This is a genomic window from Microbacterium lacticum (assembly GCF_006716815.1).
GTDB lineage: Bacteria > Actinomycetota > Actinomycetes > Actinomycetales > Microbacteriaceae > Microbacterium > Microbacterium lacticum.
On sequence record NZ_VFPS01000003.1, the window covers coordinates 322871 to 344013 of the forward strand.

19 protein-coding genes, 3 tRNA genes and 1 pseudogene are annotated in these 21143 nt (G+C 64.5%); 11 read left to right on the forward strand and 12 right to left on the reverse strand.

Features of this window, described 5'->3' with window-relative positions; translation table 11 throughout:
- Positions 1–128: 128 nt before the first annotated feature.
- From FHX68_RS10250 to FHX68_RS10270, 5 genes are all read right to left on the reverse strand, one after another.
- Positions 129–857 (reverse strand): M48 family metallopeptidase, encoded by a 729-nt coding sequence (locus FHX68_RS10250; RefSeq protein ID WP_141381147.1) that lies wholly within the window; start codon positions 855–857, stop codon positions 129–131.
- Positions 844–3936, reverse strand: a complete 3093-nt coding sequence (locus tag FHX68_RS10255) for a type I restriction endonuclease subunit R (protein ID WP_141381146.1) — start codon at positions 3934–3936, stop codon at positions 844–846. The genes FHX68_RS10250 and FHX68_RS10255 overlap by 14 nt, the downstream gene beginning before the upstream one ends.
- Positions 3933–5114 carry a restriction endonuclease subunit S gene (locus tag FHX68_RS10260; protein ID WP_141381145.1) on the reverse strand — a complete coding sequence of 394 codons (1182 nt, stop codon included), beginning with the start codon at positions 5112–5114 and terminating at the stop codon, positions 3933–3935. The genes FHX68_RS10255 and FHX68_RS10260 overlap by 4 nt, the downstream gene beginning before the upstream one ends.
- Positions 5111–7561 (reverse strand): type I restriction-modification system subunit M, encoded by a 2451-nt coding sequence (locus FHX68_RS10265; protein ID WP_141381144.1) that lies wholly within the window; start codon positions 7559–7561, stop codon positions 5111–5113. The genes FHX68_RS10260 and FHX68_RS10265 overlap by 4 nt, the downstream gene beginning before the upstream one ends.
- A 250-nt stretch (positions 7562–7811) precedes the next feature.
- Positions 7812–8549 carry a hypothetical protein gene (locus FHX68_RS10270; protein WP_141381143.1) on the reverse strand — a complete coding sequence of 246 codons (738 nt, stop codon included), beginning with the start codon at positions 8547–8549 and terminating at the stop codon, positions 7812–7814.
- 106 nt (positions 8550–8655) lie between these two features.
- Between FHX68_RS10270 and FHX68_RS10275 the strand changes: the two genes are divergently transcribed.
- The 5 genes from FHX68_RS10275 to FHX68_RS10290 are packed head-to-tail and all read left to right on the forward strand — an operon-like array spanning position 8656 to position 11910.
- Positions 8656–9051, forward strand: a complete 396-nt coding sequence (locus FHX68_RS10275; RefSeq protein WP_141381142.1) for a plasmid replication, integration and excision activator — start codon at positions 8656–8658, stop codon at positions 9049–9051.
- The gene (locus FHX68_RS10280; protein ID WP_170219062.1) at positions 9051–10550 is read left to right on the forward strand and encodes a tyrosine-type recombinase/integrase; all 1500 of its coding nucleotides are present in this window, start codon (positions 9051–9053) and stop codon (positions 10548–10550) included. The genes FHX68_RS10275 and FHX68_RS10280 overlap by 1 nt, the downstream gene beginning before the upstream one ends.
- Positions 10547–11452: a hypothetical protein gene (locus tag FHX68_RS10285; protein ID WP_141381140.1), complete on the forward strand. Its 906-nt coding sequence runs from the start codon at positions 10547–10549 to the stop codon at positions 11450–11452. The genes FHX68_RS10280 and FHX68_RS10285 overlap by 4 nt, the downstream gene beginning before the upstream one ends.
- A gap of 28 nt (positions 11453–11480) precedes the next feature.
- Entirely contained in the window at positions 11481–11636 is a 156-nt protein-coding gene (locus FHX68_RS15230) for a hypothetical protein (protein ID WP_170214271.1), read from the forward strand.
- Positions 11637–11649: 13 nt separating this feature from the next.
- On the forward strand, positions 11650–11910 hold the full coding sequence (locus FHX68_RS10290) for a hypothetical protein (RefSeq protein WP_141381139.1): 261 nt from the start codon (positions 11650–11652) through the stop codon (positions 11908–11910).
- Position 11911: 1 nt separating this feature from the next.
- On the opposite strand, the gene FHX68_RS10295 is transcribed toward FHX68_RS10290, so the two are convergent.
- The 5 genes from FHX68_RS10295 to FHX68_RS10315 all read right to left on the reverse strand — a co-directional run bounded on the left by FHX68_RS10295 (position 11912) and on the right by FHX68_RS10315 (position 13701).
- Positions 11912–12526 carry a type IV toxin-antitoxin system AbiEi family antitoxin domain-containing protein gene (locus tag FHX68_RS10295; protein ID WP_141381138.1) on the reverse strand — a complete coding sequence of 205 codons (615 nt, stop codon included), beginning with the start codon at positions 12524–12526 and terminating at the stop codon, positions 11912–11914.
- Positions 12527–12578: 52 nt separating this feature from the next.
- Positions 12579–13121: a hypothetical protein gene (locus FHX68_RS10300; protein WP_141381137.1), complete on the reverse strand. Its 543-nt coding sequence runs from the start codon at positions 13119–13121 to the stop codon at positions 12579–12581.
- Positions 13122–13378: 257 nt separating this feature from the next.
- Positions 13379–13451 (reverse strand) — tRNA-Phe (locus FHX68_RS10305).
- A 75-nt stretch (positions 13452–13526) separates the two neighbouring features.
- Positions 13527–13600: transfer RNA gene (locus tag FHX68_RS10310), tRNA-Asp, on the reverse strand.
- 28 nt (positions 13601–13628) lie between these two features.
- Positions 13629–13701, reverse strand: a tRNA-Glu gene (locus tag FHX68_RS10315).
- Positions 13702–13946: 245 nt separating this feature from the next.
- Between FHX68_RS10315 and FHX68_RS10320 the strand changes: the two genes are divergently transcribed.
- Complete coding sequence (locus FHX68_RS10320) at positions 13947–15374, forward strand: M23 family metallopeptidase (protein ID WP_174799178.1); 1428 nt, start codon at positions 13947–13949, stop codon at positions 15372–15374.
- A 96-nt stretch (positions 15375–15470) separates the two neighbouring features.
- Here the strand turns inward: FHX68_RS10320 and FHX68_RS10325 are convergent, their stop codons facing one another.
- On the reverse strand, positions 15471–16004 hold the full coding sequence (locus tag FHX68_RS10325; RefSeq protein ID WP_141381135.1) for an inorganic diphosphatase: 534 nt from the start codon (positions 16002–16004) through the stop codon (positions 15471–15473).
- 138 nt (positions 16005–16142) lie between these two features.
- Here FHX68_RS10325 and FHX68_RS10330 point away from each other — a divergent pair.
- The 5 genes and pseudogenes from FHX68_RS10330 to FHX68_RS10350 all read left to right on the forward strand — a co-directional run.
- A pseudogene (locus FHX68_RS10330) lies at positions 16143–16682 on the forward strand (helix-turn-helix domain-containing protein); the annotation flags it as partial.
- A gap of 76 nt (positions 16683–16758) precedes the next feature.
- Positions 16759–17592 (forward strand): hypothetical protein, encoded by an 834-nt coding sequence (locus FHX68_RS10335; RefSeq protein ID WP_141381657.1) that lies wholly within the window; start codon positions 16759–16761, stop codon positions 17590–17592.
- 168 nt (positions 17593–17760) lie between these two features.
- A complete protein-coding gene (locus tag FHX68_RS10340; protein ID WP_058954393.1) occupies positions 17761–18213 on the forward strand; it encodes a DUF1931 family protein in 453 nt (150 codons plus the stop codon).
- 563 nt (positions 18214–18776) lie between these two features.
- Complete coding sequence (locus FHX68_RS10345) at positions 18777–19208, forward strand: hypothetical protein (RefSeq protein ID WP_141381664.1); 432 nt, start codon at positions 18777–18779, stop codon at positions 19206–19208.
- Complete coding sequence (locus tag FHX68_RS10350; RefSeq protein ID WP_141920125.1) at positions 19205–20230, forward strand: DDE-type integrase/transposase/recombinase; 1026 nt, start codon at positions 19205–19207, stop codon at positions 20228–20230. The genes FHX68_RS10345 and FHX68_RS10350 overlap by 4 nt, the downstream gene beginning before the upstream one ends.
- A gap of 97 nt (positions 20231–20327) precedes the next feature.
- On the opposite strand, the gene FHX68_RS10355 is transcribed toward FHX68_RS10350, so the two are convergent.
- Positions 20328–20993, reverse strand: a complete 666-nt coding sequence (locus tag FHX68_RS10355; protein ID WP_141381528.1) for an SDR family oxidoreductase — start codon at positions 20991–20993, stop codon at positions 20328–20330.
- Positions 20994–21143: the final 150 nt, after the last annotated feature.

Sequence of the window (21143 nt, forward strand, 5' to 3'; positions counted from 1 at the left end):
GGCATCGAGACGTCGGCGGCCCGTGATTCCAGCAGTTCACGGATACAAGCACATTAGCGTGGCTCGTGATACCGGTCGACACTTGCCTGTGCTCACACACGAGGGTCACGCAGCGGGTCGCACGAGGCTCACCTTACCCTCCAGTCCTCCTCAGCGAGCGGAGCGTCGTTCAGCTCGTCCCGTCGAGAGCGCCAATCAGGTAGGAACTGCTCCATGAGGGCGACGAAGCGGTCGTTGTGGGTGCGTTCGTGGAGGTGAGTCAGCTCGTGGACGACGATGTACTCCAGGCACCGGGGGTTCTTCTTCGCCAATTCGGGATTGAGCCAGATCGTCCTTGAACTTGCGATGCAAGTGCCCCACTTGGTCTTCATGCGGCGCACCACGATCTTGTTGGCTTTGGCCCCGATAATCGGCTGCCACTTGGCGAGCAGCTCCGGGATCGCAGCTTTCAGCTCACGTCGATACCAGCGGTCGAGGGTCGCTCGCTTCTCGTCTCCGTCCGATCCCTCGGGGGTAACGACCCAGAGAGTTTGACCTTTGATCTCGACATGGTGGTTGCCGGACGTACGCGAGACGTCGAGCCGATATCGCTGCCCCCAAACATAATGAGTCTCGCCGGATTCCATTTCGCGCTTGGGCTGGCGGTCGGCTTCCTGCAGCTCCTCCCGCTGTCGTTTGATCCAGGGCAGGCGCTGCACGATAGCGAGCCGGATCGTGTCCTCACTTGCGGCTTGAGGGGCTGCCACCCGCACTCGGCCAACCGGCGGGTAGACCGATATATGCATGTTCTTGATGTCCTTGTAAACAACGTCGACGCCAAGGCCTGCGACCGTGAGGTAAGCGCTAGCGGAACTCATCGTGCTGCCCAAGAAGCGTCAAGAGGTCATCGATCGTCGCGAGCGGGAACCCAGCCGGCAACGCGTCGTGGAGGACGCGCGCGAGTGCCTTGCGCTTCATACGGTGTGAGACCCAGTCGTGCTCCTTCTGGCTCTGAACGGTGCGGTACACATTCTCGACTTCGATGACGATGCCCGTCGGCCATGGGAAGTCCACAAGGGATCGGCGTGCGGGCGTTGATGCCCACCCTGGGTAGGTCTCCGTGGACGCGCCCGTGCCCACCTGGGCGGCGAGCGCAACCAGATCCTTGAGGTACTCTGCGTAAGCCGCAGCATCCTGCTTCTGTTTGTCGATGAGGTCGTCGAGCAGCTTCGACATGCTGTCGTAGTACTTCGGGTTCATCGCCCGCTCGTCGACGATCGTGCGGCGGACGTTGTTAATGATCGTCTCGGCTGCAGCCTTGGGGTTGTTCTTGATGCCGTCGGGCAGTGCGTTAAGCGCGCTCACGCCCTTCTCGACGATGAGCTGCACGAGGCCCTGATCGAGGGTGGCGACCTTCTCGACCGGGTCGGCCTGGATGTAAGTGTCGAGGAGCGCGCGCATGCCTGCCTCGAATTGCTTCACGTCGATGTTTTCGCCGGCACCGACTTCGACCTCGTTACGTACAGCGACGTAGTGCGCCACCTCGTCCTTGATCGACTTCGCCTCAGCCAGGGTGTACCCAGCGACTTCCATCTCGTTGGCGAGCGCTCCGAACGCGCGCACGAGTGCCGCGACGCCCTTGTACAGCTCGACTCGCTTGGGCTCGTTGGCCTTGATCTGCTCGGCGTCGCCTGGCTCGGATGAGACGAAGAAGTGCTGGTACTCCAGCGTCTCTTTCGGCGGTTTGACCGGCTCGCAGAGCGCCCGGATCCTCTCCAGCGCCTCGTTCAGGTCAGCGCGAGCCTGCTCGATTCGGTCCTTGAGAAGACCTTCGACGTCCTCCTTGGCATAGTCCTCGAACGCGCCGGAGGTGTAGTCGGTGATCGCCTTGTCGAAGGACTGGAACAAGTCGCGGTAGTCGATGACGTAGCCGTAGGTCTTGTCGTCGCCGTCGAGCCGGTTGACGCGGCAGATGGCTTGGAACAGGCCGTGATCTTGCATCTTCTTGTCGATGTAGAGGTAGGTCGCGCTCGGCGCGTCGAACCCGGTCAGCAGCTTGTCGACGACGATCAGCAGCTGCATTTGCCCGGGCTCGTAGATGAAGCGCTTCTTGACCTCCTTCTCGAACTCCTCGATCCGACCGACCGCCTCATCGGCGGGCACGCCGAAGTAGTCGGCGAGCATCTTGCGGTAGATCTCGTACTTGCGCAGTTCCTCGGTGTCGCCCTCGCCGGCGTCCTCCTTGGAGATCGCGGTGGCGTTGGGGACGTAGCTGGAGACGATCGCGCACTTACCCTTGAATCCGGCCTGCGAGAACAGCTCGTAGAACTTGCACGCCTGGTAGACGCTGTCGCCGACGAGCATCGCGTTGCCGCGTCCCGACACCAGCCGCGGCTGGGTGGCGAAGTCGAGCAGGACGTCCTGGACGATCATCTCCGCGCGCGCCTTGGCTGAGAAGACCTTCTGCATGGTCCCCCACTTCCGCTTCAGGCGCGCCTTCGACAGATCGGTGAGCCCCTTGGTCTTGGTGTCAAACCAGGTGTCGACCTGCTTCGAGCCCTTCAGCTCCTGCTCGATGTTGCGCGCCTCATAGCGCAGGTCGAGGACGACGCCGTCGCGCACGGCCTCGTCGAACTTGTAAGTGTGGATGAACGACCCGAACGTCTCGATGCTCGTCGCCTTGTCCGCCTTCAATAGGGGCGTGCCGGTGAAACCGATGAACATCGCGTCGGGCAGGAGTTGCTTCATCGCGCGGTGCATTTTGCCACTCTGGGTGCGGTGGGCTTCGTCGACGAATACGAAGAGATTGCCTTTCGCAAAGAAGCCTGCGGGGATCTTCGCGTGGAAGTCGGCGAGGAACGCCTCGCTGTCCTTATCGACCTCGGCATCATCGTCGGAACCACGGAACTTATGCATGAGCGAGCAGATGAGCCAGGGGTGGGTCTGATTGAGCTGGCCGATGAGGTCCGCGCCCGAGGTTGTGCGGTAGATCTTCTCGTTGACTCCGCCGAAGACCTTCTCGATCTGTTCGTCGAGTTCGGTTCGGTCGGTGATGATCAGCACTCTGGCGTCGTCCTGGTGCTCGCGAATCCACTTGGCCAGCCACACCATCGTGAGGCTCTTCCCTGAGCCCTGGGTATGCCAGATGATGCCGCCCTCCCGGTCGGCAACCCGCTCTTGGGCGGCCTTGACGCCGAAGAACTGGTTGTGACGGGCGGTCTTCTTCACCCCTGCGTCGAAGACGATGAAGTCGTGGATGAGTTCGAGGAGCCGCCCCTTAGAGCACATCTGAATCAGTGAGCGATCCAGCGGGTTCGGCTCGTCGACGGGCTCTTTCCACTCAAGCCAGTACTTCTCAGGCGTCTCGATCACGTCGTACCGAAGACCCTCGACATCGTTGCCTGCGAACAGGAGCTGGACGGTGGTGAAGAACGGGCGGACGAAGTGCTGGTTCTGGTTGCCGATGTTCTGACGGATGCCTTCGCTGACGCTCACGAAGGAACGCTTCAGTTCGACGACGCCGAGGGCGATGCCGTTGACGTAGAGCACGATGTCGGGGCGCTTGGTCTGCTCACCCTTGATCGTGACTTCCTCGGCGACGACGAAGTCGTTGGCCAGCGGGTTCGTCCAGTCGATTGGCCAGACAGTCTCCGTGACCTCACCGACGTCGCGCTTGACCTTCACGCCGTAGCGGAGAAGTTCGTAGAACCTGCGGTTCCCGTCGTAGAGCTTCTGCCCCACGCCGAGCGAGGCCGCCGTTAGGAGCTGGGAGACAGCGCGGTTGCGGATCTCCTCGTCGTACCCACGGCTGGCGAGGCTGGCGCGCAGACGGGCCTCGTCGATGTTGGAGTTGTCCTGGTCCGCGCGGTTGCCACCGTACGTGTAGCCGAGCTGCTCACGGAACAGCCTAACGACACGGTTCTGCGTCTTACGTTCGATCTGACCGACGGTGCTCACGCTGCAACCTCCGACACCAGCCGGGTCCGCCCCGTCAGCAACTCTTGCATCATCCCCTGCTTAATGTTCCTGGCCGATTCAAGACGCCGTGTCAGCGTCCCGATCTCGGCATCAACGTCGCGGAGGACTCCCGAGACTGCGCGCTGCTCTTCAATCCCTGGCATCAAGACGCGAAGCTTCTTGATGATCGTCAGGTTCAGCCCTCCACGGCCGCCGTCACCAGCCGACTCCCCCCGGAGCTCGTCGTATCGGGTATCCAGGTTGTAGTACAGGAACTCGGGGTCATGTGTGCCGCTCGGCAATATGCCAGCGATCGACTGGTTGGTCGCAAGTTCGACCTCGGACACGGCGACTGTGCCGCGGGTCTTTCCTTGGCCCGCAAGCGCCATGAGCACAGTTCCCACCGGAAGGAGCTGCGCGGCGGACTCGCGAAGGCCGTCGTCGGTAATGCGCCCGTCCACCTCGGTGATTCTCTTCTTGTGGATCTCTCCGGAACTCATCCAGCGAATCTTTCCGCCCCAGTACCGCGGAACGGAGGTCGATGGTGTCCCGCCAGCCCTGACCTGGGCGAGGTCACCGACCGACCGCGTCTGCCAATCGCCGCTGAAGCCGGGGAGGCGGGTGCGGCCGGTCAGGAGTTCCTGCATCAGCCCCTGCTTGATGTCCCGCTTCTTCGAGAGCAGCCGCTCGATCGAGGCAATGAGCGTGTCGACATCTCCCAGGGCGTCGGCAATGGTGCGCTGCTCGCGCTTGCCGGGCAGCTGGATCTGTAGCGGAATGATGTGCTTGTTGTTGATCTGCGGAACGGACGTCACGTCCGCGATGTCCCAGAGCCCACGGTAGGACAGCCAGTAGAACAGGTACTCCGTCTCTAGCTCATGAGTGGGTGTCAGAGCCATGACATTCGTATCCATGAACCCTGGCTCATTGAGGATGCGCACGCGGTTCAGTGCGATCGCGCCCCCTCGCTTCGCGATCAGAACGCTGCCTGGCGGCACGACCGGCACCTCGTCGGAGATGTACGGGGTCTCCGCGCTTGTCAAATACTTAGTCGACTTCCCAAGCTGGTCGACCTTGAAGTAGGGGCTTCCAGCGGCCCCGAAACTGAAGCCCGACGGGCTTTGCCCACTTGTCAACTTGACTAGGTCACCCAGGCGTCGCACGCTCGAAGCGCTCATACGGCACCCACCCCAATCGCCGCAAGGTGTTCCGCGGCCTTGGCGCTCAGGGCTTCGAACGCGGCGTCGAGATCGCTTACTGTCGCCTCGTATCGGTCGGCGAGGACACGCAATCGCGTCGTGAACTTCTGCACCGCCGCCACAAGTTCGCTCGCGATGCCAGCCGCGATGGCGGCACCCCACTTGTCGTCGATAACGAGGGCCTTGACATCGTCGGTGGTGAGCTCGCCGTACTGGGCGAGGGCCATCTCGTCGAGCTTGGCGGCGGCGTCCTTGACAGCCTTCTTGGCGGCGGACTCGTTGGCGTAGAGCTTCGTGAGGGCGTTCAATGCCGCGATCTCCGCGGCGTCAGCGTTCTCCGGCTTGGCGACCTTCAGCCGGTTCTTGACAGTTGTCGCGGTGATCCGATCGTCCTCGACGGCGTCCCATAGCGGGCCGTCCTCGACAGCGTGCTCCTCGGTGTACTCATCGATTGCTTGGCCGGCGGCTTCAAGGTCGGCGGCGATCTTCTCCAACTCTTCTTTCTCGGCCGCGAAGTAGCGTTCGATGACGAGACCCGGCGGGATGAGGTCCATGACCCAACGCTTGGCGTTTGCTCCGGTCCCGAAAACCAGATGGGCGTCATCGTACTTGGTCTTGTTGTTCTTGTCTTTCCAGGTGCGCGCGGCGCGGGGCTTGGCCGCCGCGTCCCAGCCTTCGCCGACGATGAGGGCGACGTCGTCGTGCATCGAAGTGTTCCAATAGCTCATGAATTGCTCGTAGACGGCGTACTCATCGAGCAGGCGGTGCGTGCGGAACGCATCGAGCAGCGACTCGCCCAACTCGGTGGCAAGGTCATTCGGCCGCGTCGTACTGTCGATGCCTTCGAGCGCCGCGCGGCTGGCCTGCCACCAGTCGTCAACCTGGCCGGAGGTCCCTGCGTTGAGGGTTGGGTATTGCTTGGAGCCCATCACGGCCGATTCGATGCCGCTCGTGCCGTCGATCAGCTCCGAGTACCCCTCACGCAGGGGCCTGAAGAGTTCCTCGCGCAGGCCCGGGAACGCGTCCCAGTAGAGCTGGAGGTCATCGAGGTCGCGGTCGGGGACGCCGCCCTGGAGGTGGGCGCGCAAGTCCTGGATATCCTCAGGCTCCGACGCGTCGATGTAGCGCGGGATGTTGAGGTTGAAGTCGTTCTTCGGGTCTTCGATCTCGCTGTTCGGCACGAAGCGGGAGTATCGGGCAATGTCGGCCTCGCGCACGTAGGCATCGACGATCTTGTGCATGTCGCGCGGGCGCAGTCGGTTCTTCGCACCGTCCTTCTCGAACCCCTTGGACGCGTCGATCATGAAGATGCCGGTGCGGTTGGCGGCGTCCTTCTTATCGAGCACGAGGAGGCAGGCGGGGATGCCAGTGCCATAGAAGAGGTTCGCGGGCAGGCCGATGATCGCCTTGATGTAGCCGCGCTTGATGAGGGCCTTGCGGATCGTGGCCTCGGCGTTGCCTCGGAAAAGCACGCCGTGGGGCATGACGGTGACGCCGCGGGCGGTGGACTTCAGCGACCTCACCATGTGCAGGAGGAACGCGTAGTCGCCGTTCTTGTCGGGCGGGGTCGCGAACCCGTCGAACCGGCCGAAGTCCTTCTCCCAACCATTCGTCCACGTCTTGACGGAGAACGGCGGGTTGGCGACCAGGTAGTCGAACGTCATCAGGTGCTCGCCGACGAGAAACTGCGGCTTGGTGAGTGTGTTCCCCTGGCGGATGTCATGAGTCTCATTGCCGTGGAGAATCATGTTCATCCGCGCCAGCGCCCACGTCACGTTGTCGTTCTCCTGGCCGTAGATCGTCAGGCCGTTCGGGGCGGCATTGGCGGCCTTGATCAGCAATGAACCCGAGCCGCAGGTCGGGTCGTAGAGAGTCGCCGCCTTCGGTGTACTCGCTGGGATCTGGAGCAGCTGCGCCATGACGCGCGACACCTCGGCAGGCGTGTAGAACTGACCTTTGCTCTTGCCGGCCTGGGTAGCGAAGTGCCGCATCAGGTACTCGTAGGCGTCGCCGAGAAGGTCATCGCCCTCGGCCCGGGAGCCAGTAAAGTCCATCTCCTGGAAGATCGCGATGAGGTTGGAGACCTTGTCGACGAGGTCCTTGCCGGAACCGAGCTTGGTCGGGTCGTCGAAGTCGGCGTTGTTGACGACGCCCTGGAGGTTATTCGCGTCCGCCAGCTTGCGGACGGCCACGTTGACCTTGTCACCGACGTCGGACTTGCCCTTGAGCGAGATGAGGTAATCGAACGACGCGTCGGCGGGCACCTCGATGAGGGCGAACGGATCGGCCTTCGCCTTGTCGGACACGTACTTCACGAAGAGCATCGTGAGGACGTAATCCTTGTACTGGCTGGCATCCATCGAGCCGCGCAACTCGTCGGCGCTGCTCCACAGCGAGCTGTAGAGGTCGGACTTCTTCATCGCCATCAGAGCACAGCCATCCCATCTATCTCCCGGCACCATGTCGCCAGGTCAGCCTTCGAAGCAGGCCGCGGACCTTGCTCAGCCTGCCTTGAGCGTGTCGGCGAGCCCAATCGCCTCGCGGTTGGGAGCGTCGCCGAGGAGCGCCCGGACCGCAGCGAAGCGAGGACCGGACGCACCGCAGCGCGGCGCACCCAGCCGCACAGCCGGCCGGAGGCCGGCCTTGAACGAGTAAAGAAAGTCCTCACAGCTCGGCTCATGCGCTTGACCGGCGGACGCGGGTGGCCTTGGCCTTCACATCTTCGGGCTTGATCGGGCGGGTCTCGAAGCGCTCGTGCCATGCGTCGAAGACAGGGAGAAGATCGGGCTCGCGGCGCTTCAAAGCGGTGCTCATGAACCCGGAGAGGTCGTCGATTGGGCGAGTGATCCGTTCGTCGGCCGGATTTCGCACGAAGCCCATCTGCTTGGGGGCGTTCTCACCGAAGAGGGCGACGAACTCGTCGGAGACGATGCTGCGCATGCGGGTACGGAGGCTCAGCTGTTCGTCCAGTTCCGGACTGATGCCCTTGAAATCGCTGTCGACCACCGCGATGAACGGCTCAAGGACAATATCGATCAGGGGCTCAGGCTTGAGCAGCTCGCGCACCGACTGTACGTGCTGCTCGTTGTACCGGTGCCGTAGGGCGCTCGGGGACACACGTTGCCACTTGGCGAGCATCGACAGCTCGGGACGCGGATCCGCGACTACCTGGCTGTAGGCCGTCAGCAACGCGCGAACATCCGCTGAGCGGTCTGCCAATTCGGTGCTGACGCCGGCGACGCGCTGGAGCCACTCTTCTGTCGTGTCCTCGGGAAGGTCTGTGGCCGTCGGTGTCCAACGAGGCGGTACCGAGCGCTCGAAGTCTGCGGCGGGGTCTGTCTGGACCCTCGTGAGGTTGGCAAGGAGCCCGGCGACAGGTGCCGGTATCTGTAGCTGATTCAGATTCTTGCCCACCCGATCAGAGTACGGCATCTCGTGTTGCAAAGTACTTACGCAAAGTACAGGGGCAAAGTACTGTGACAAACGTAAGGCAACCATCTCTAGTTGAAAGGCGCCAGCGATGGCACTTCAGTCAGGAATCCCGGTTAGCTTCGAGGCGTACTTCCCGGTCGGCGCGTTCGCGATCGGGGAGGTCACCCCGGTCATCAAGTGGGAAGACGGGCAGCCCCACGGGCGGGACCTCGACAAGAACACCGGTCACCCTCTATGGCAGGTCCGCGTGATCGACGCTGATCCCGATGCGCGGAAGGGACAGAACGAGATCACGGTGAAGCTCGCGAGCGTCCTCGAACCGCAGCTTCCCCCTGAGGCGAACGGCCTCCCGTTCCGGCCAGTGGTCTTCGACGGGCTCTTCGTGACCCCGTACATCCAGGAGACCGGCGGACGTCCCCGTGTCGCGTTCTCGCTCCGCGCCAGGGAGATGAAGGCCCCTAGTAAGCCGAGGGGCGGTGAATGATGACGTGGTCATGGCGTCTCGAGCGCGCGTACTGGGCGACGGAGATTCCAGTCCTCGTGCAGCGCGGCTGGTGGCTGCTGGTGCTCATCGTGGTGCTCACGGTGTTCAACGCGATCCCGTTCATCGGACAGCTCATCAACTGGCTACTCGTTGTCGCGATCGGAATCGTGGTGGTTCGCCGAGCGATCGCGAGTCGTCGCTTCGCCACGCTGGAGCGCGACCTCTGGCAGTCCCAGATGGCGAACTGGATAACCGGAGTCTGGCCATCCCTCGCGGTGCAGCTCGGACTAGAGGTCAGGACTTACAGCGGGCAGAAGCTCGTCACGGGCGCGGGTCGGCCGACATGGCATGGGGACACGTGCATACTGCCGGTTTCGATACCGGCTGGACTGGCTCGTGAAGACCTCGTCGCAGCGTCGGGCCGCATCGCTCAGGCGTTCAACGCTGTCCGGGTCACCGTCACGGGCGCGCATCTCGGCGAGCTCGCCCTGCGTATCGACTACGTCGACGCTCTCGCCGAGCCCTTCAGCTTTCCGTTGGGCGGCACTTGGGACGGAGCATCCGTTCTCATGGGCGTCAAGGATGGGGGAGAGGAGTGGTGTCTGCCGCTTGGCCCTCACACGCTGGTCGCCGGGTCCTCGGGTAGCGGTAAGGCCTCCCTGGTCTGGGGCCTCCTCCTCGGTCTTGTGCAGCCGATCCACTCCGGCCTTGTCGAGGTCTGGGGTATCGATCGCAAGGGCGGCATGGAACTCGCGATGGGCCGCGACGCACTCGCGCTGCTCAGCCGCCTGCTGGAAGGTGCGGCTCGAGCAGGGATCATCGTCGCGAATCCTGTCCGCCTGGCTCGCCGACCCCGGCCCGAACGGCCGGAGAGTGTTCGGTCGCGAGCGCTGAACACGGCCGAGGTCAGGGTGATGCTCGACTTCGTAGGCGAAGGGCCGCATCGCGACTACCTCGCAGCGTTGGTCTACACCGGGATGCGCACGGGAGAGGCCAGTGCATTGCGAGTGAGTGACGTCGATCTCGATCACGGCGTCATCAATGTGCGGCGGAGCTTCTCGCAGGCGGGAGGCGGCAAGGTGAGAGAACAGTCGCCACAGAGCCACAAGCAGCGCACCGTTCCGCTTCCGGCTGCGCTGCGCCCGATCCTGGTGCGACGCCTGGACGAGCTCGGCCGGAATGAGCTGGTGTTCACCGGTGCTCGGGGCGGCCGGCTCAATCCCTCGAATGTTCGGCGGGCCGTCGACTGGGATGGGCTGCGATCCAGGCTCGAGCGTCCGGATCTGCGCATCCATGACCTTCGCCACACACTCGCGACGCTGCTGTTCGACGCAGGGGCGGCCGCGAACGACGTCCAGGCCATCCTCGGGCACTCATCGATGCAGGTGACCGAGAAATACAGCCGTGCGCGGTCGGATGCCGCCGTGCGAGCGAACGGTGCACTTGACCGCCTGCTGGGCGGAACCCGAGTAGTAGCGACCGAAGGCGAGACACGATGAACACGAACGTTGGCCCCTACCGGTACACGAGTCTCACGGCCGCGATCAGCGATCGGACCTCGCCGCTTCGACAGTTGCTGACCGAGGAGTTCCCGAACACGCGTCTGATCCAGGCCGAGTATCGCGCTGCGCGGCCGACCCTCCGGGTCGAAGGCGGGTCGTCGAACCCGGGCACACTGGGCGGCGCTTTCGACTACGCCACGCGGTTCCGGCTGGATCACTCCTACAGCGCTGACCTCGCACGGTTGGCTTTCCTTGGCGACGAGGATGGCCTCGCCAACATCGACGCAATGATCGTGGCAGCTCAGGTCGCGCAGTCGATCGGGGATCGCTCAACTGTCTTCCGGGCGTCGTGGGCGCTGTCGCTGCTCACAGAGGTATACAGGATCGGGCTTGCCGGGGGATCGCCGCTGGCTGCGCTGCGTAAGGACGCCACATTTGATGCCATGCACCTGCTTGAGCTGGCCTCGGAGGACGCGCTGCGTCAACTGGACTCTCTCGTCACGCTTGCCGAGACGGCACTGATTCCAAACATCGCGGGGCCGTTCCGCATCGGGCCGATCTTCGACGGGTCTACGTTGTGCGCTGCGGACGCCGACATCATTGCGGGTGATCTGCTCTTGGATCTCAAGACGAGGCTCGGCGACAAGGTCAAGCGGGAGGGAGGACGATCGGACACCTTGCGGATCCAGGACCTTTTGCAATTGGTCGGATACGTCCTGTTCGACCGTTCTAACACCTACGGCGTCGGCCGAGTGGGCATCTACTCCGCCAGGTTTGGACGCATGGTCGTGTGGGGCCTCGACGAGCTACTCGAGAAGCTCGCGGGGAAGCCCATCAATCTCAGCGAGCTGCGGGAGCGGGTCTGGGTGGTTCTTGGAGGAGACTCCGATGGCGAGTGAGAGGCGGCCCACGGACTTAGTTGGCGAAATGAAGCAGACGCTGATGGTCGGTGCGCTCGAGGACTATCGAACGTTGTTGCTCGGTAATCATGAGACCGCCGTGTCGGTCGCCGAGGCTGCGTACTTTGATCAGATGATCGAGCTCGTCGATGGGATGCTCCGCGACCTGAACGCGGACGGCTGATAGAGACGCTGCCATGGTGCAGATCGAGTTCCGCGAACGGATCGTCGGCAGCGCCGTGCGCCGCGTGATTGGAACGCTGACCGTGATTGTGGAACTCAACACCTACACGGTGTCCGGCAGCCTTCCGCTGGAGGATCTCCCGATTCTCGACCGCGCGATGCCCGGTGGGCGTTTGTGGCTCCACGACGATCCATCGCGATGGGCACGCAAGTGCCACCGGCTGTTCCGCGGAGGATACGTCGTCGCGGTTCGAGTGAACCTGTCTGGCCTCTGACCTACCTTGGCACTGCTTCGCTGAGTCGCTCCACGAGCGCGGCCCCCGACGGCTCCCGGTATCGGTGGGCCAGCGGTTCGAGCATCTCCTTCAGTCGATCCGGACGTAGCAGAGTCCCTCGTTGAATCGCCTGCGCGACGGCATCGGACACGTGGGCGAGGTCTTCCCGCGATTCGACGAGGTCTGCGATCGTCCGTTCGACGGTCATGGTCGGCATACCGTCGACGAACACGGTGTCTTTGACCTCCAGCGACCTGATCCGGATTCGGACCCCGTCAATCCTCGTGGTCCGTCGAGTGGCTGCGACGAACTCGGATGCTCCAGGGAGCCAGTCGCCGACCTCATGCAGCGCCGCTGCCGACCTTCCCGCCGCGATCAAGGATGTCGTGCCCCCGAGAGCGAGCCAGTGAATTCTGATGGGGTCGATCTCGAGCATGGCAGCCGGTGCGCCGACCATCCGATAGACGCCCTGCGCGAGACGCTCGAGGGCACCGGAAGTCGTCAGGCTTGAGAGCGTCTTGCGAGAGATGCCGGCGTTGGCCGCCTGCGCGGTCGTGACCATGCCCCAGCGCTCTGCGGCGATCGCGCCGAGCTTTGCGATGGTGGAACCGGACATACAGCATTTGTACCCGAAAACAGGAACAAACGCTCCGGCTGAGTTTCGAACGCTACCCGAGGCGTGCGTCAGCCATCACGAAAGGCCTGATGACTCGATTGATCAGGACCCAGATCTTGCGACGTTCCTTCTCTGTCGGATCGTGGCGTTGGTTGAACATGTCGAGCAAGAACTTGTAGTCGTTGTCTCCGTTCGAGCGGTTGTACTCGTTCGGAGGAAACGCCCCGTTCTGCCAGAGGTCAGCAAGAACTGCCCGCGAAAAGTGCTCAGTGGTGAGGATCACGGGTCGTCCGGAGTTGAACGACGCGCGGAGATCGAACAGCCGGCGGAGGACAGCGACGCTGACGTTCAGCTCCTCGACCTCGAATAGGTTGACGCAGCTGCTTCCGATTGGAAACAGAGTCTCGCGCGTCCGCTCGTTGTGAATGGTGTAGAGGTACACCAGATTGGTCTTGCCGCAGACGCAGATGCCCGTACCTCGAGGGTCCTCCTCGACTCCCACGACCTGCCACTCCTCGACGGCTTGCGCCCAACGCTTGGCAACAGAGGCGTCGAGGACGGCGCTCCGTAGCGTCTCAAAGTTGTGCGTGCTCATGGGCTCTCCTGGTGGAGAACCTAGCGGATGGGCGCTTGATGGTGCGGTCCAACCGGCACAATACCGGCACAACGCCTCCGACGGCCCACTTCAGAGCGTCGCGCGTCTCGCTATCCTCGCTCAGTCACCGGGCCCTTCGACAGGCTCAGGGACCCAAAAGGGGCGACGCGGAAACTGCCCCTCACCAGGGAAAAGCGAAACCCCCGCGAATAGAAGCTTCGCGAGGGTTCCTGGGACCGTTGTAACGACGGTCCGTGTGGCTCCGACGGGCGTCGATCCCGTGACCTCACGATTTTCAGTCGTGCGCTCTACCAACTGAGCTACAGAGCCGCGCGGCGTGCGTGAAACGAACTGCCGCGTCCTAGACGAAAGGCCCTCTGAAGACAAAGGGCCCGTCGCTCGGAGCGACCCTGACGGGACTTGAACCCGCGACCTCCGCCGTGACAGGGCGGCACGCTAACCAACTGCGCTACAGGGCCATGCTTGTTAAATTGTCTGCCGGTGGAGTGACCCCAACGGGATTCGAACCCGTGCTACCGCCGTGAAAGGGCGGCGTCCTAGGCCGCTAAACGATGGGGCCGAGCGAACCCGGAGGCTCATTCTTACCGACGCTCAAGCATAAGAGATAGCGGGCCAATTCGGAAATCGAGGGCGTGGGGTGCGCGCTGCGCGCGTGAAGAGGGGGAGGATGCCAGGGGTGCTGACCCGCGCGCCGACCGTGAGACACCTGTGCCTCCGGTGCGAATGTTGTTAGTGTGGCTCGTGGTGTCAGAGTGACCTCAGCACGCCCGGCGGTGGTATCGCGGGCACGACGAAAGGCGGAACGTGGTGACGGACGAAGCCGGATCTGCAGAGGACTGCGGCTGCGCGCCGACCCCGCGTGAGCTGAACGCCCTCCGCGGCCCCCTCTCGCGCCGCGGCGCGATCGGCCTCGGCGCCATCGGACTCGGCGCCCTGGGCGCGATCGGTCTCGGCGTCGGCTTCGGCGGCACCGCCGCCTTCGCCGCCGACTATCCGTCGTGGGACGACGTGCAGCGCGCCAAAGACAACGAATCCGCCAAGGCCGCCGAAGTCACCCGCATCGAGGGACTCATCGCGAGCCTGCAGGCCGACGTCGCCGCCAAGCAGGCCGAGGCCGAGCGCCTCGCCGCCGAGTTCACCGCCGCCCAGATCGAATACGAGACCGCCTTCGACGAGGCCACCTCGTTGCAGGCTCAGGCCGACGCCGAAACGGCGCGCGCCGCCGAAACCGCCCGCAAGCTCGGCCGCCTCGCTGCTCAGCAGTACCGCTCCGGCGGCGACGACGCCGCCCTCGACCTCTTCTTCTCCGGCTCCGCCGCCTCCGCTGACGATCTGCTCGCCAAGCTCGGCACGATGGATCGCCTCGTCGAGGCCAACCAGGGCGTCTACGCCGACGCCGTGGGCGCGCGCAACAACGCGGTGAACCTCAGCAACCAGGCCCAGATCGCCCGCGACGAGCGCGATCGGCTGCAGAAGATCGCCGAGGAGAAGGCCACCGCCGCTCAGGATGCCGCGATCGCGGCGCAGGCGGCGCTCGACACCCAGAACGCCAACCTCGACACCCTGCAGGCCCAGCTCGCCGCGCTGAAAGACACGACCGCGACCACGGTCGCCCAGTATCAGATCGGCGTCGAAGAGCGCCGCAAGGCCGAAGAGGCGCGCCTGGCCGCCGAGGCCGCCGCGCGCGCCGAAGAGGCGCGCCGCGCCGCCGAGGAAGCCGCCAACAACGCCAACAACGGCGGTGGCGGTGGTGGCGGTGGAGGCGGCGGAGGCGGAGGCGGCAGCAGCTCCGGATCGGGTGGTCAGACGGGTTCGGGCGGATGGGTGCGCCCCGCGTCGGGCTACATCAGCTCGTGGTTCGGCGACCGCGGCAGCATCTGCGGCGCCAACGGCTGCACCTCGAGCGGCCACCGCGGCATCGACTTCGCGGCCGGATGCTGGTCGCCGATCTACGCCGCCGCGTCGGGCACCGTCATCTTCGCCTCGTACACCCCCGACTGGGGCAACTACATCAAGATCGACAACGGCGGCGGCATCGTCACAGCCTACGCACACATCGTGACCGGCGGCTTCAACGTCGGCTACGGACAATGGGTCAACGCCGGCGACGTCATCGCCTACGTGGGAAGGACCGGCCTCGCCGATGGCTGCCACCTGCACTTCGAGGTCTGGCAGGGCGTCCGCATCGACCCGGCGCCCGTGCTCTACGACCACGGCATCAACGTCTACTGACGGCCCCGCGGCGGCAAACCGCGGCCGAAGGCCATACGGCGAAAACAACGAAGAGCGGATGCCTGGGCATCCGCTCTTCGGCTCTGAACAGGTCGCTCAGATGGTCTTCGGGGCGTGGCCCTCGCCCTGCGTCGCGGTCTGCGCGCCCTCGGCCTGGAAGCGCTCGAACGCCTCGCCGACCAGGCGCTCGGCCTCGGCCGCGTCGCCCCACTGGTCGATCTTGACCCATTTGTTGGGCTCGAGGTCCTTGTAGTGCTCGAAGAAGTGCGTGATCTCGCCCTTGGTCCACTCGTCGAGATCGCCCACGTCCTGGATGTGCTTCCAGCGCGGGTCCTTCGCGAGCACCGCGACGACCTTGTCGTCGCCGCCGGCCTGGTCGACCATCTTCAGCACGCCGACGGGGCGCACTTTCGCCATGATGCCGGGGTAGAGATCGCGGTCGAGCAGCAGCAGCACGTCGAGCGGGTCGCCGTCTTCGCCGAGGGTGTCTTCGAAGAAGCCGTAGTTGGCGGGGTAGCCCATCGGGGTGAACAGCACGCGGTCGAGGAAAACGCGGCCCGTGCCGTGGTCGACCTCGTACTTCACGCGGCTGCCGCGCGGGATCTCGATGACGGCGTCGTATGCGCCCATGCTGGTGCTCCTTCGAACGATCTGGTGGATGCCGCGTCCCAGCCTAGTCGTACTGACCGGGATCGTTGTTGACGTAGGAGAGACCTCCGTAGTCGAGTTGGAGCTGTGTAGGTTCCCTCGAGTCCACGGAGGTCTCTCGTGTCCCACGCTAACGCCCGGCTGACTCCGGCCGGCAGGTTGATCATGGTCCAGCGCATCGGGTCGGGGCGTGCGGTCGCGCATGTCGCGGCGGAGATGGGGATCTCCCGCACGACCGCGTGGCGGTGGTGGCGTCGGTTCCGGGAGCACGGCACAGCGGGGTTGGTGGATCGTTCCAGCGTCGCCCACGGGCATCCGCGGCGGACGGGGGCGTGCGTGGAGGCGCGGGTGCGGATCATGCGTCACCTCACGCGCCGCGGCCCGGTGTTCATCGCAGACAAGCTCGGCTTGCAGGCCTCGACGGTCGGTCGGGTGCTGCGCAGACACGGGGTGTCGCTGCTGAGGGGGCTGGACCCGGTCACCGGGACCGTGATCCGCGCGTCTCGACGGTCGGCGAAGCGTTACGAGCACGACCATCCCGGATCGCTGATCCATGTCGATGTGAAGAAGCTCGGCCGGATCCCCGATGGCGGTGGGTGGCGCCTCCACTCCCGGGTCGCTTACGCGGAGATCCACGACGACGAGAAAGGCGTCACCGCAGGCTGCCGAGCCCGCTGAGCCGAATCCGATAGCCGATGCGATCGCGGCGCTTACCGTCGCGGCACGGCAGACGCGCGTGCGAGGCGCTGGCACGGCGCACGCAACTGTCGAGCCGGTCGACTTCGGTGAGATCGCCTGCCACGTCATCACGACCGTGGCCGCGAACGTCGGCGGCGTCGAGGAGCTGCTGGCCGGACGCCCCGGATCGTGGGAAGCCGACTACGTGCGCCAGATCGTGCAGAGCACCGCGGGCGACGATCCGGACGAGCTGCTGCGCTACCGCACCGAGCCGGTGCGGCTCGCGTTCGACGCCGAGGACGTGTTCTACGACCTCGGGCTGGCCGACCTGTACGAGCAGGAGGCCGCCGAGGCCGGGAGCCGAGAGGACGCCATCGACGAGGAGCTGTTCAACGCCGTGGCGACGCCCGAGGAGCGCGCACGGATCGCGGAGATTCAGGCGGCGATGCCGAGCTGGGCAGAGGGTGGCGACGGCGACCGTGAGCTGTCGGTGTCGCTCATGCAGGAGGCGAGCACGATCACCGAGGCGATCGCCGCGCGCGCCGAGGCCGCGGGCGAGCCGCTGATCGCCGCCCTGACGTCCGCTCGGACCGTGACGGCGACCGTGGAGAAGCTGTGGGAGCAAGACCTGGCCGCGTACACCCAGGCGTACCTCGCGGCCGCGCGTCGCTACCTCACCGACCGCGGCGTGACGTGCGGGGTCGAGCTGGCGACGATTCCCACCGGGGAACTGGCGACCTGGGACGCTCTCACCGACCAGGTGCACGAGTACGCGCGGGCGAACGCCCCGCTGCCGATGACCGGCGAGGCCCCCGACCACAGCGACGGCTCGCCGGCCGACGCGCTGCGCCGCGCCGGCCTCACCTACACCGACCGAGCGCGTCAGGCATGAGTGTCGGACACCCCGAACAGCTACGAGAACACCTACGCGGCCGCGAGATCAGCTACCCTCACGGAAGCGGCATAACCGAAATGACACCGTGTCCACGATCCGGGGTCAAGGCCCCCCGGTGTCCGTGCTATTAGTGTCACTGTAAGTCTGACAGGAGGAGATAGAACTATGGCGAAAATCATCGGCGTATCGAAGTTTGAACGGCTCTTTCGGGAGGCAGCCGGCCTGGACGTGGACAAGAACGACCTGGCGCGGCTGAACGATTTCGTGCGGCAGAAGGTCTACGATCTGTTGCTGGCGGCGCAGGCCACGGCCAAGGACAACCAGCGAGACGTCATCCAGCTGCACGACCTGCCGCTGACGCTCGGCTTCAAGGAGAGCATGCGGGCCTTCGACGGGCTGGACACCGCACTGGAGCTTCAGCCTATCCTGGATCAGCTGGTAGCCCTGCCCCCGCTCGACCTGGCCTACAGCTATGAGATGGAAGCGGAGTTGCCGCGCCTGGTCGGCGGGCTGACGGTGGCGCTGGCACGTGCCTTCAAAATCCTCGATCCTAAGGTCAAAAACCCGCAGAGCGTGCACTGGGAGCGGGCCATGGCTATCTTTGACCTGCTCTTTTAGCGTGCCGGACAAGACCTCGATTCGGGTTGCGCGTGGCAGGTCCAGCACTGCGTCAGCGGGAGGCCTGGCCGCAGCAGATTCGGCAACCATGAATCACTGCTGCGCCGCCTGCAATCGCTCGCGCAGCGGCTGCATCTACAGACGCTTCCTCAACAGCCTGAAGGCGGCGAAAAAGTCTCTCAGTGATGAAATGCTGCATGGACCTGCGCCTTGCTGCCACAGTCGAATCGGGAACTCTCATCCCCGTTTTGCGGGTTGTCCGCCGGTTTCTGGCCAGCTTCAGGATTCATTGTCATGCGCCGCAGTTGTTGTGCTTTGTTGCTGAATGCGACGCGGTGCAACAATTCTAGACCTGACCCTCTGCGCCGCAGTCGAATCGGGCTCCCCGCTCACCCCTCGATCGTCTCAGGGATCAGCTACAGAAAGATCAGCCCAACGTGGGTTGTATCGACAAGGCGTCCGCGTACGTAATGGGAGTGGCCCAGTAACGATCGTTTCTGGGCCGCGCCCTCTTCGCCAAGCTGGTCGTGAGTCATTCATGATCAGTGAGGGAGTTGGCGGGTATGTCGATCAGTCCGGGGTTCTCGACGGAGCAGATCCGTGAGTTCGTGCATCGGTACGAGATCCAGCCGTATGGACAAAAGGCGTTCTGGCTTGAGGAGCAGGGAGTCTCGTATGACCGGCTCCGGCGGTGGCGGTCGGCGGTGTTCGACGGTGATCTCGACCGTGGACTGATCCCGCGAGAAGGTGGAGTGGTGACCCCACCAGAGAAGCGCACCGGCATCGAGCGGCAACGCGCCCGTGAACGCGCCGCGCAGGAGGCGGAGGTCGCCCGGCTGACAGCCCGCGTGCGTGAACTCGAGCAGACTATCGAGACCCTGGGAAAAGCTATCGGGCTCTTGCATCAGATGAGCGAGCAAGAGCCCGCCGTGAACCAGCCGACGAACGATCCATCCGATTCCTCGACGCCGAGAACGACCTCGTCGGACAGTTGACAGCGGCCGTTGGGTCGCAGCGTCGCGCACTCGAGATCGCCGGCGTCGCGAGGTCGACATGGCACTACCGGACGCGTCCTCGGGAGCGCGTCGCGGATCCCGTCCCGCAGAAGGAGCGGGCATACCCGTCACGCATCAGCGAGACCGACCGCGCCGTCATCGCCGGCAGGATCACGGCGGGCTGGGCCGAAGGGCACGCGGTCGATCACTCGTTCGCGTCCGCGTGGGATGACGGGGTGATGCTCGCCTCACGCCGCTCGTGGTGGCGCATCGCGGCCGAGATCGAGGATCAGTCCGCCCGCCCCGTCGCCCCAACCCGGCGCAGCAACAGCGACCGGCCACCACGAGAAGCGCCTGTGCTGGAAGCGACCGGTCCGGGACAGGTCTGGAGCTGGGACATCACCGACCTGCGCACCCCGTGGCGCGGCGTCGCGTTCAAGGCGTACTCGATCATCGATATCTTCTCCCGCAAGCTCGTCGGCTGCCGCGTCGAGGAACGCGAAGTCGACGACCTCGCCGTCGAGATGTTCGAGGACGCGTTCGGTCGGCATGGGATACCCGACGCCGTCCACGCTGACTCCGGCCCTGCGATGCGCTCCGGAGCGCTCAAGGACTTCCTCAGTGAGCTCGGCGTCACGCAGACACACAACCGGCCCCGGGTGAGCAACGACAACCCGTTCTCCGAATCGGAGTTCCGGACAATGAAGTACCGGCCGAACTACCCCGGCACCTTCGCGACCATCGAACAGGCGCGCGCCTACGTCGAGTGGTACGTCCCCTGGTACAACCAGAACCACAAGCACTCCGGCATCGCCCTGTTCAGCCCGAACGAGGTCCACGACGGCACCTGGCACCACGCCTGGAACCGACGCGACGCGACCCAGCAGGCGTACTACGACAAGCATCCCGAGCGATTCCGTCGACCGCCCCACACGCCCGCACCCGCCGACATCGTCGGCATCAACCTCCCCAAGCCGACCGACGATGCCAAAGCCGAGCCCGAGCGACTCCACGCAGCTTGACACAGCCCGGCGGCGGGCTGTTCGTCCGTAACTCTGTGCCAGAACTGCGCCCGGTTCTGGGCGTTGGAATTATCGGGACTGAGTTTCGGGACGGCACTCAGAAACGTGCCGAGAATCCACCGTCGGTGTGGAGGAGCTGGCCGCTAATCCACCGGCCTTCGTCGGATAGCAGGAATGCGGTGACTCCGGCGATGTCCTTTGGTGTTCCGGTTCGGCCCAGTGGGTGGTACGCCGTCATTGTCGTGCGTGTCTCGTCGTCCATCCACCCTGTGTCTATCGGGCCGGGGTTGACGACGTTGGCGGATATCAGTCGCGGGCCGAGTTCACGGGCGGCGGAGATGACGATCCGATCGAGTGCGCCCTTGGATGCGCCGTAGGGCAGATTTCCGGTCGTGTGATCGCTTGTGAACGCGACGATCGCGCCGCCGGCCGGACCAACTTGACGAGCAAACGAGGCGATGAGTAAGAGCGACGCCCGAGCGTTGACAGCGACGTGCTCGTCGAAGCTCTCGGCCGTGGTGTCGAGGATGCCGGTTTCGACGTCGTGGGCGTGACTCAACACGAGAGCTGAAAGCGGTCCCCGATCGCGCACGATTTGCTCGATGAGGGCGGTCGGCGCCGTGGCGTCTGACAGATCGCACGGGTAGTCGCCCGTGTCGAGGTCGCTGGTGACGACCTCCCACCCGTCTGCGGAGAGTCTGGGAACGATTCCGGCGGCGATGCTGTTGGCGCGGGCAGCTCCGGTGATAAGCGCGAGGGGCATGTGTTCACGGTAGTGGCGCTCGTTTGTAGGTTCCCGCAATAGCTCGAAACTGATCGTTTCCGGGAAGCCTCGGTCGGCGGCGGCGGCGGCGTCGACACGCCGACGATTCCCGTCCCGAAACTCAGGCCCGAAACCGAATCAGCCCGAAAC

Coding starts and splice junctions, on each gene's coding strand:
- FHX68_RS10250 (WP_141381147.1), bottom strand. CDS start 857: ATGAGTTCCGCTAGCGCTTACCTCACGGTCGCAGGCCTTGGCGTCGAC.
- FHX68_RS10260 (WP_141381145.1), bottom strand. CDS start 5,114: ATGAGCGCTTCGAGCGTGCGACGCCTGGGTGACCTAGTCAAGTTGACA.
- FHX68_RS10265 (WP_141381144.1), bottom strand. CDS start 7,561: ATGGCGATGAAGAAGTCCGACCTCTACAGCTCGCTGTGGAGCAGCGCC.
- FHX68_RS10275 (WP_141381142.1), top strand. CDS start 8,656: ATGGCACTTCAGTCAGGAATCCCGGTTAGCTTCGAGGCGTACTTCCCG.
- FHX68_RS10280 (WP_170219062.1), top strand. CDS start 9,051: ATGACGTGGTCATGGCGTCTCGAGCGCGCGTACTGGGCGACGGAGATT.
- FHX68_RS10285 (WP_141381140.1), top strand. CDS start 10,547: ATGAACACGAACGTTGGCCCCTACCGGTACACGAGTCTCACGGCCGCG.
- FHX68_RS15230 (WP_170214271.1), top strand. CDS start 11,481: ATGAAGCAGACGCTGATGGTCGGTGCGCTCGAGGACTATCGAACGTTG.
- FHX68_RS10290 (WP_141381139.1), top strand. CDS start 11,650: ATGGTGCAGATCGAGTTCCGCGAACGGATCGTCGGCAGCGCCGTGCGC.
- FHX68_RS10295 (WP_141381138.1), bottom strand. CDS start 12,526: ATGTCCGGTTCCACCATCGCAAAGCTCGGCGCGATCGCCGCAGAGCGC.
- FHX68_RS10300 (WP_141381137.1), bottom strand. CDS start 13,121: ATGAGCACGCACAACTTTGAGACGCTACGGAGCGCCGTCCTCGACGCC.
- FHX68_RS10325 (WP_141381135.1), bottom strand. CDS start 16,004: ATGGGCGCATACGACGCCGTCATCGAGATCCCGCGCGGCAGCCGCGTG.
- FHX68_RS10340 (WP_058954393.1), top strand. CDS start 17,761: ATGGCGAAAATCATCGGCGTATCGAAGTTTGAACGGCTCTTTCGGGAG.
- FHX68_RS10345 (WP_141381664.1), top strand. CDS start 18,777: ATGTCGATCAGTCCGGGGTTCTCGACGGAGCAGATCCGTGAGTTCGTG.
- FHX68_RS10355 (WP_141381528.1), bottom strand. CDS start 20,993: ATGCCCCTCGCGCTTATCACCGGAGCTGCCCGCGCCAACAGCATCGCC.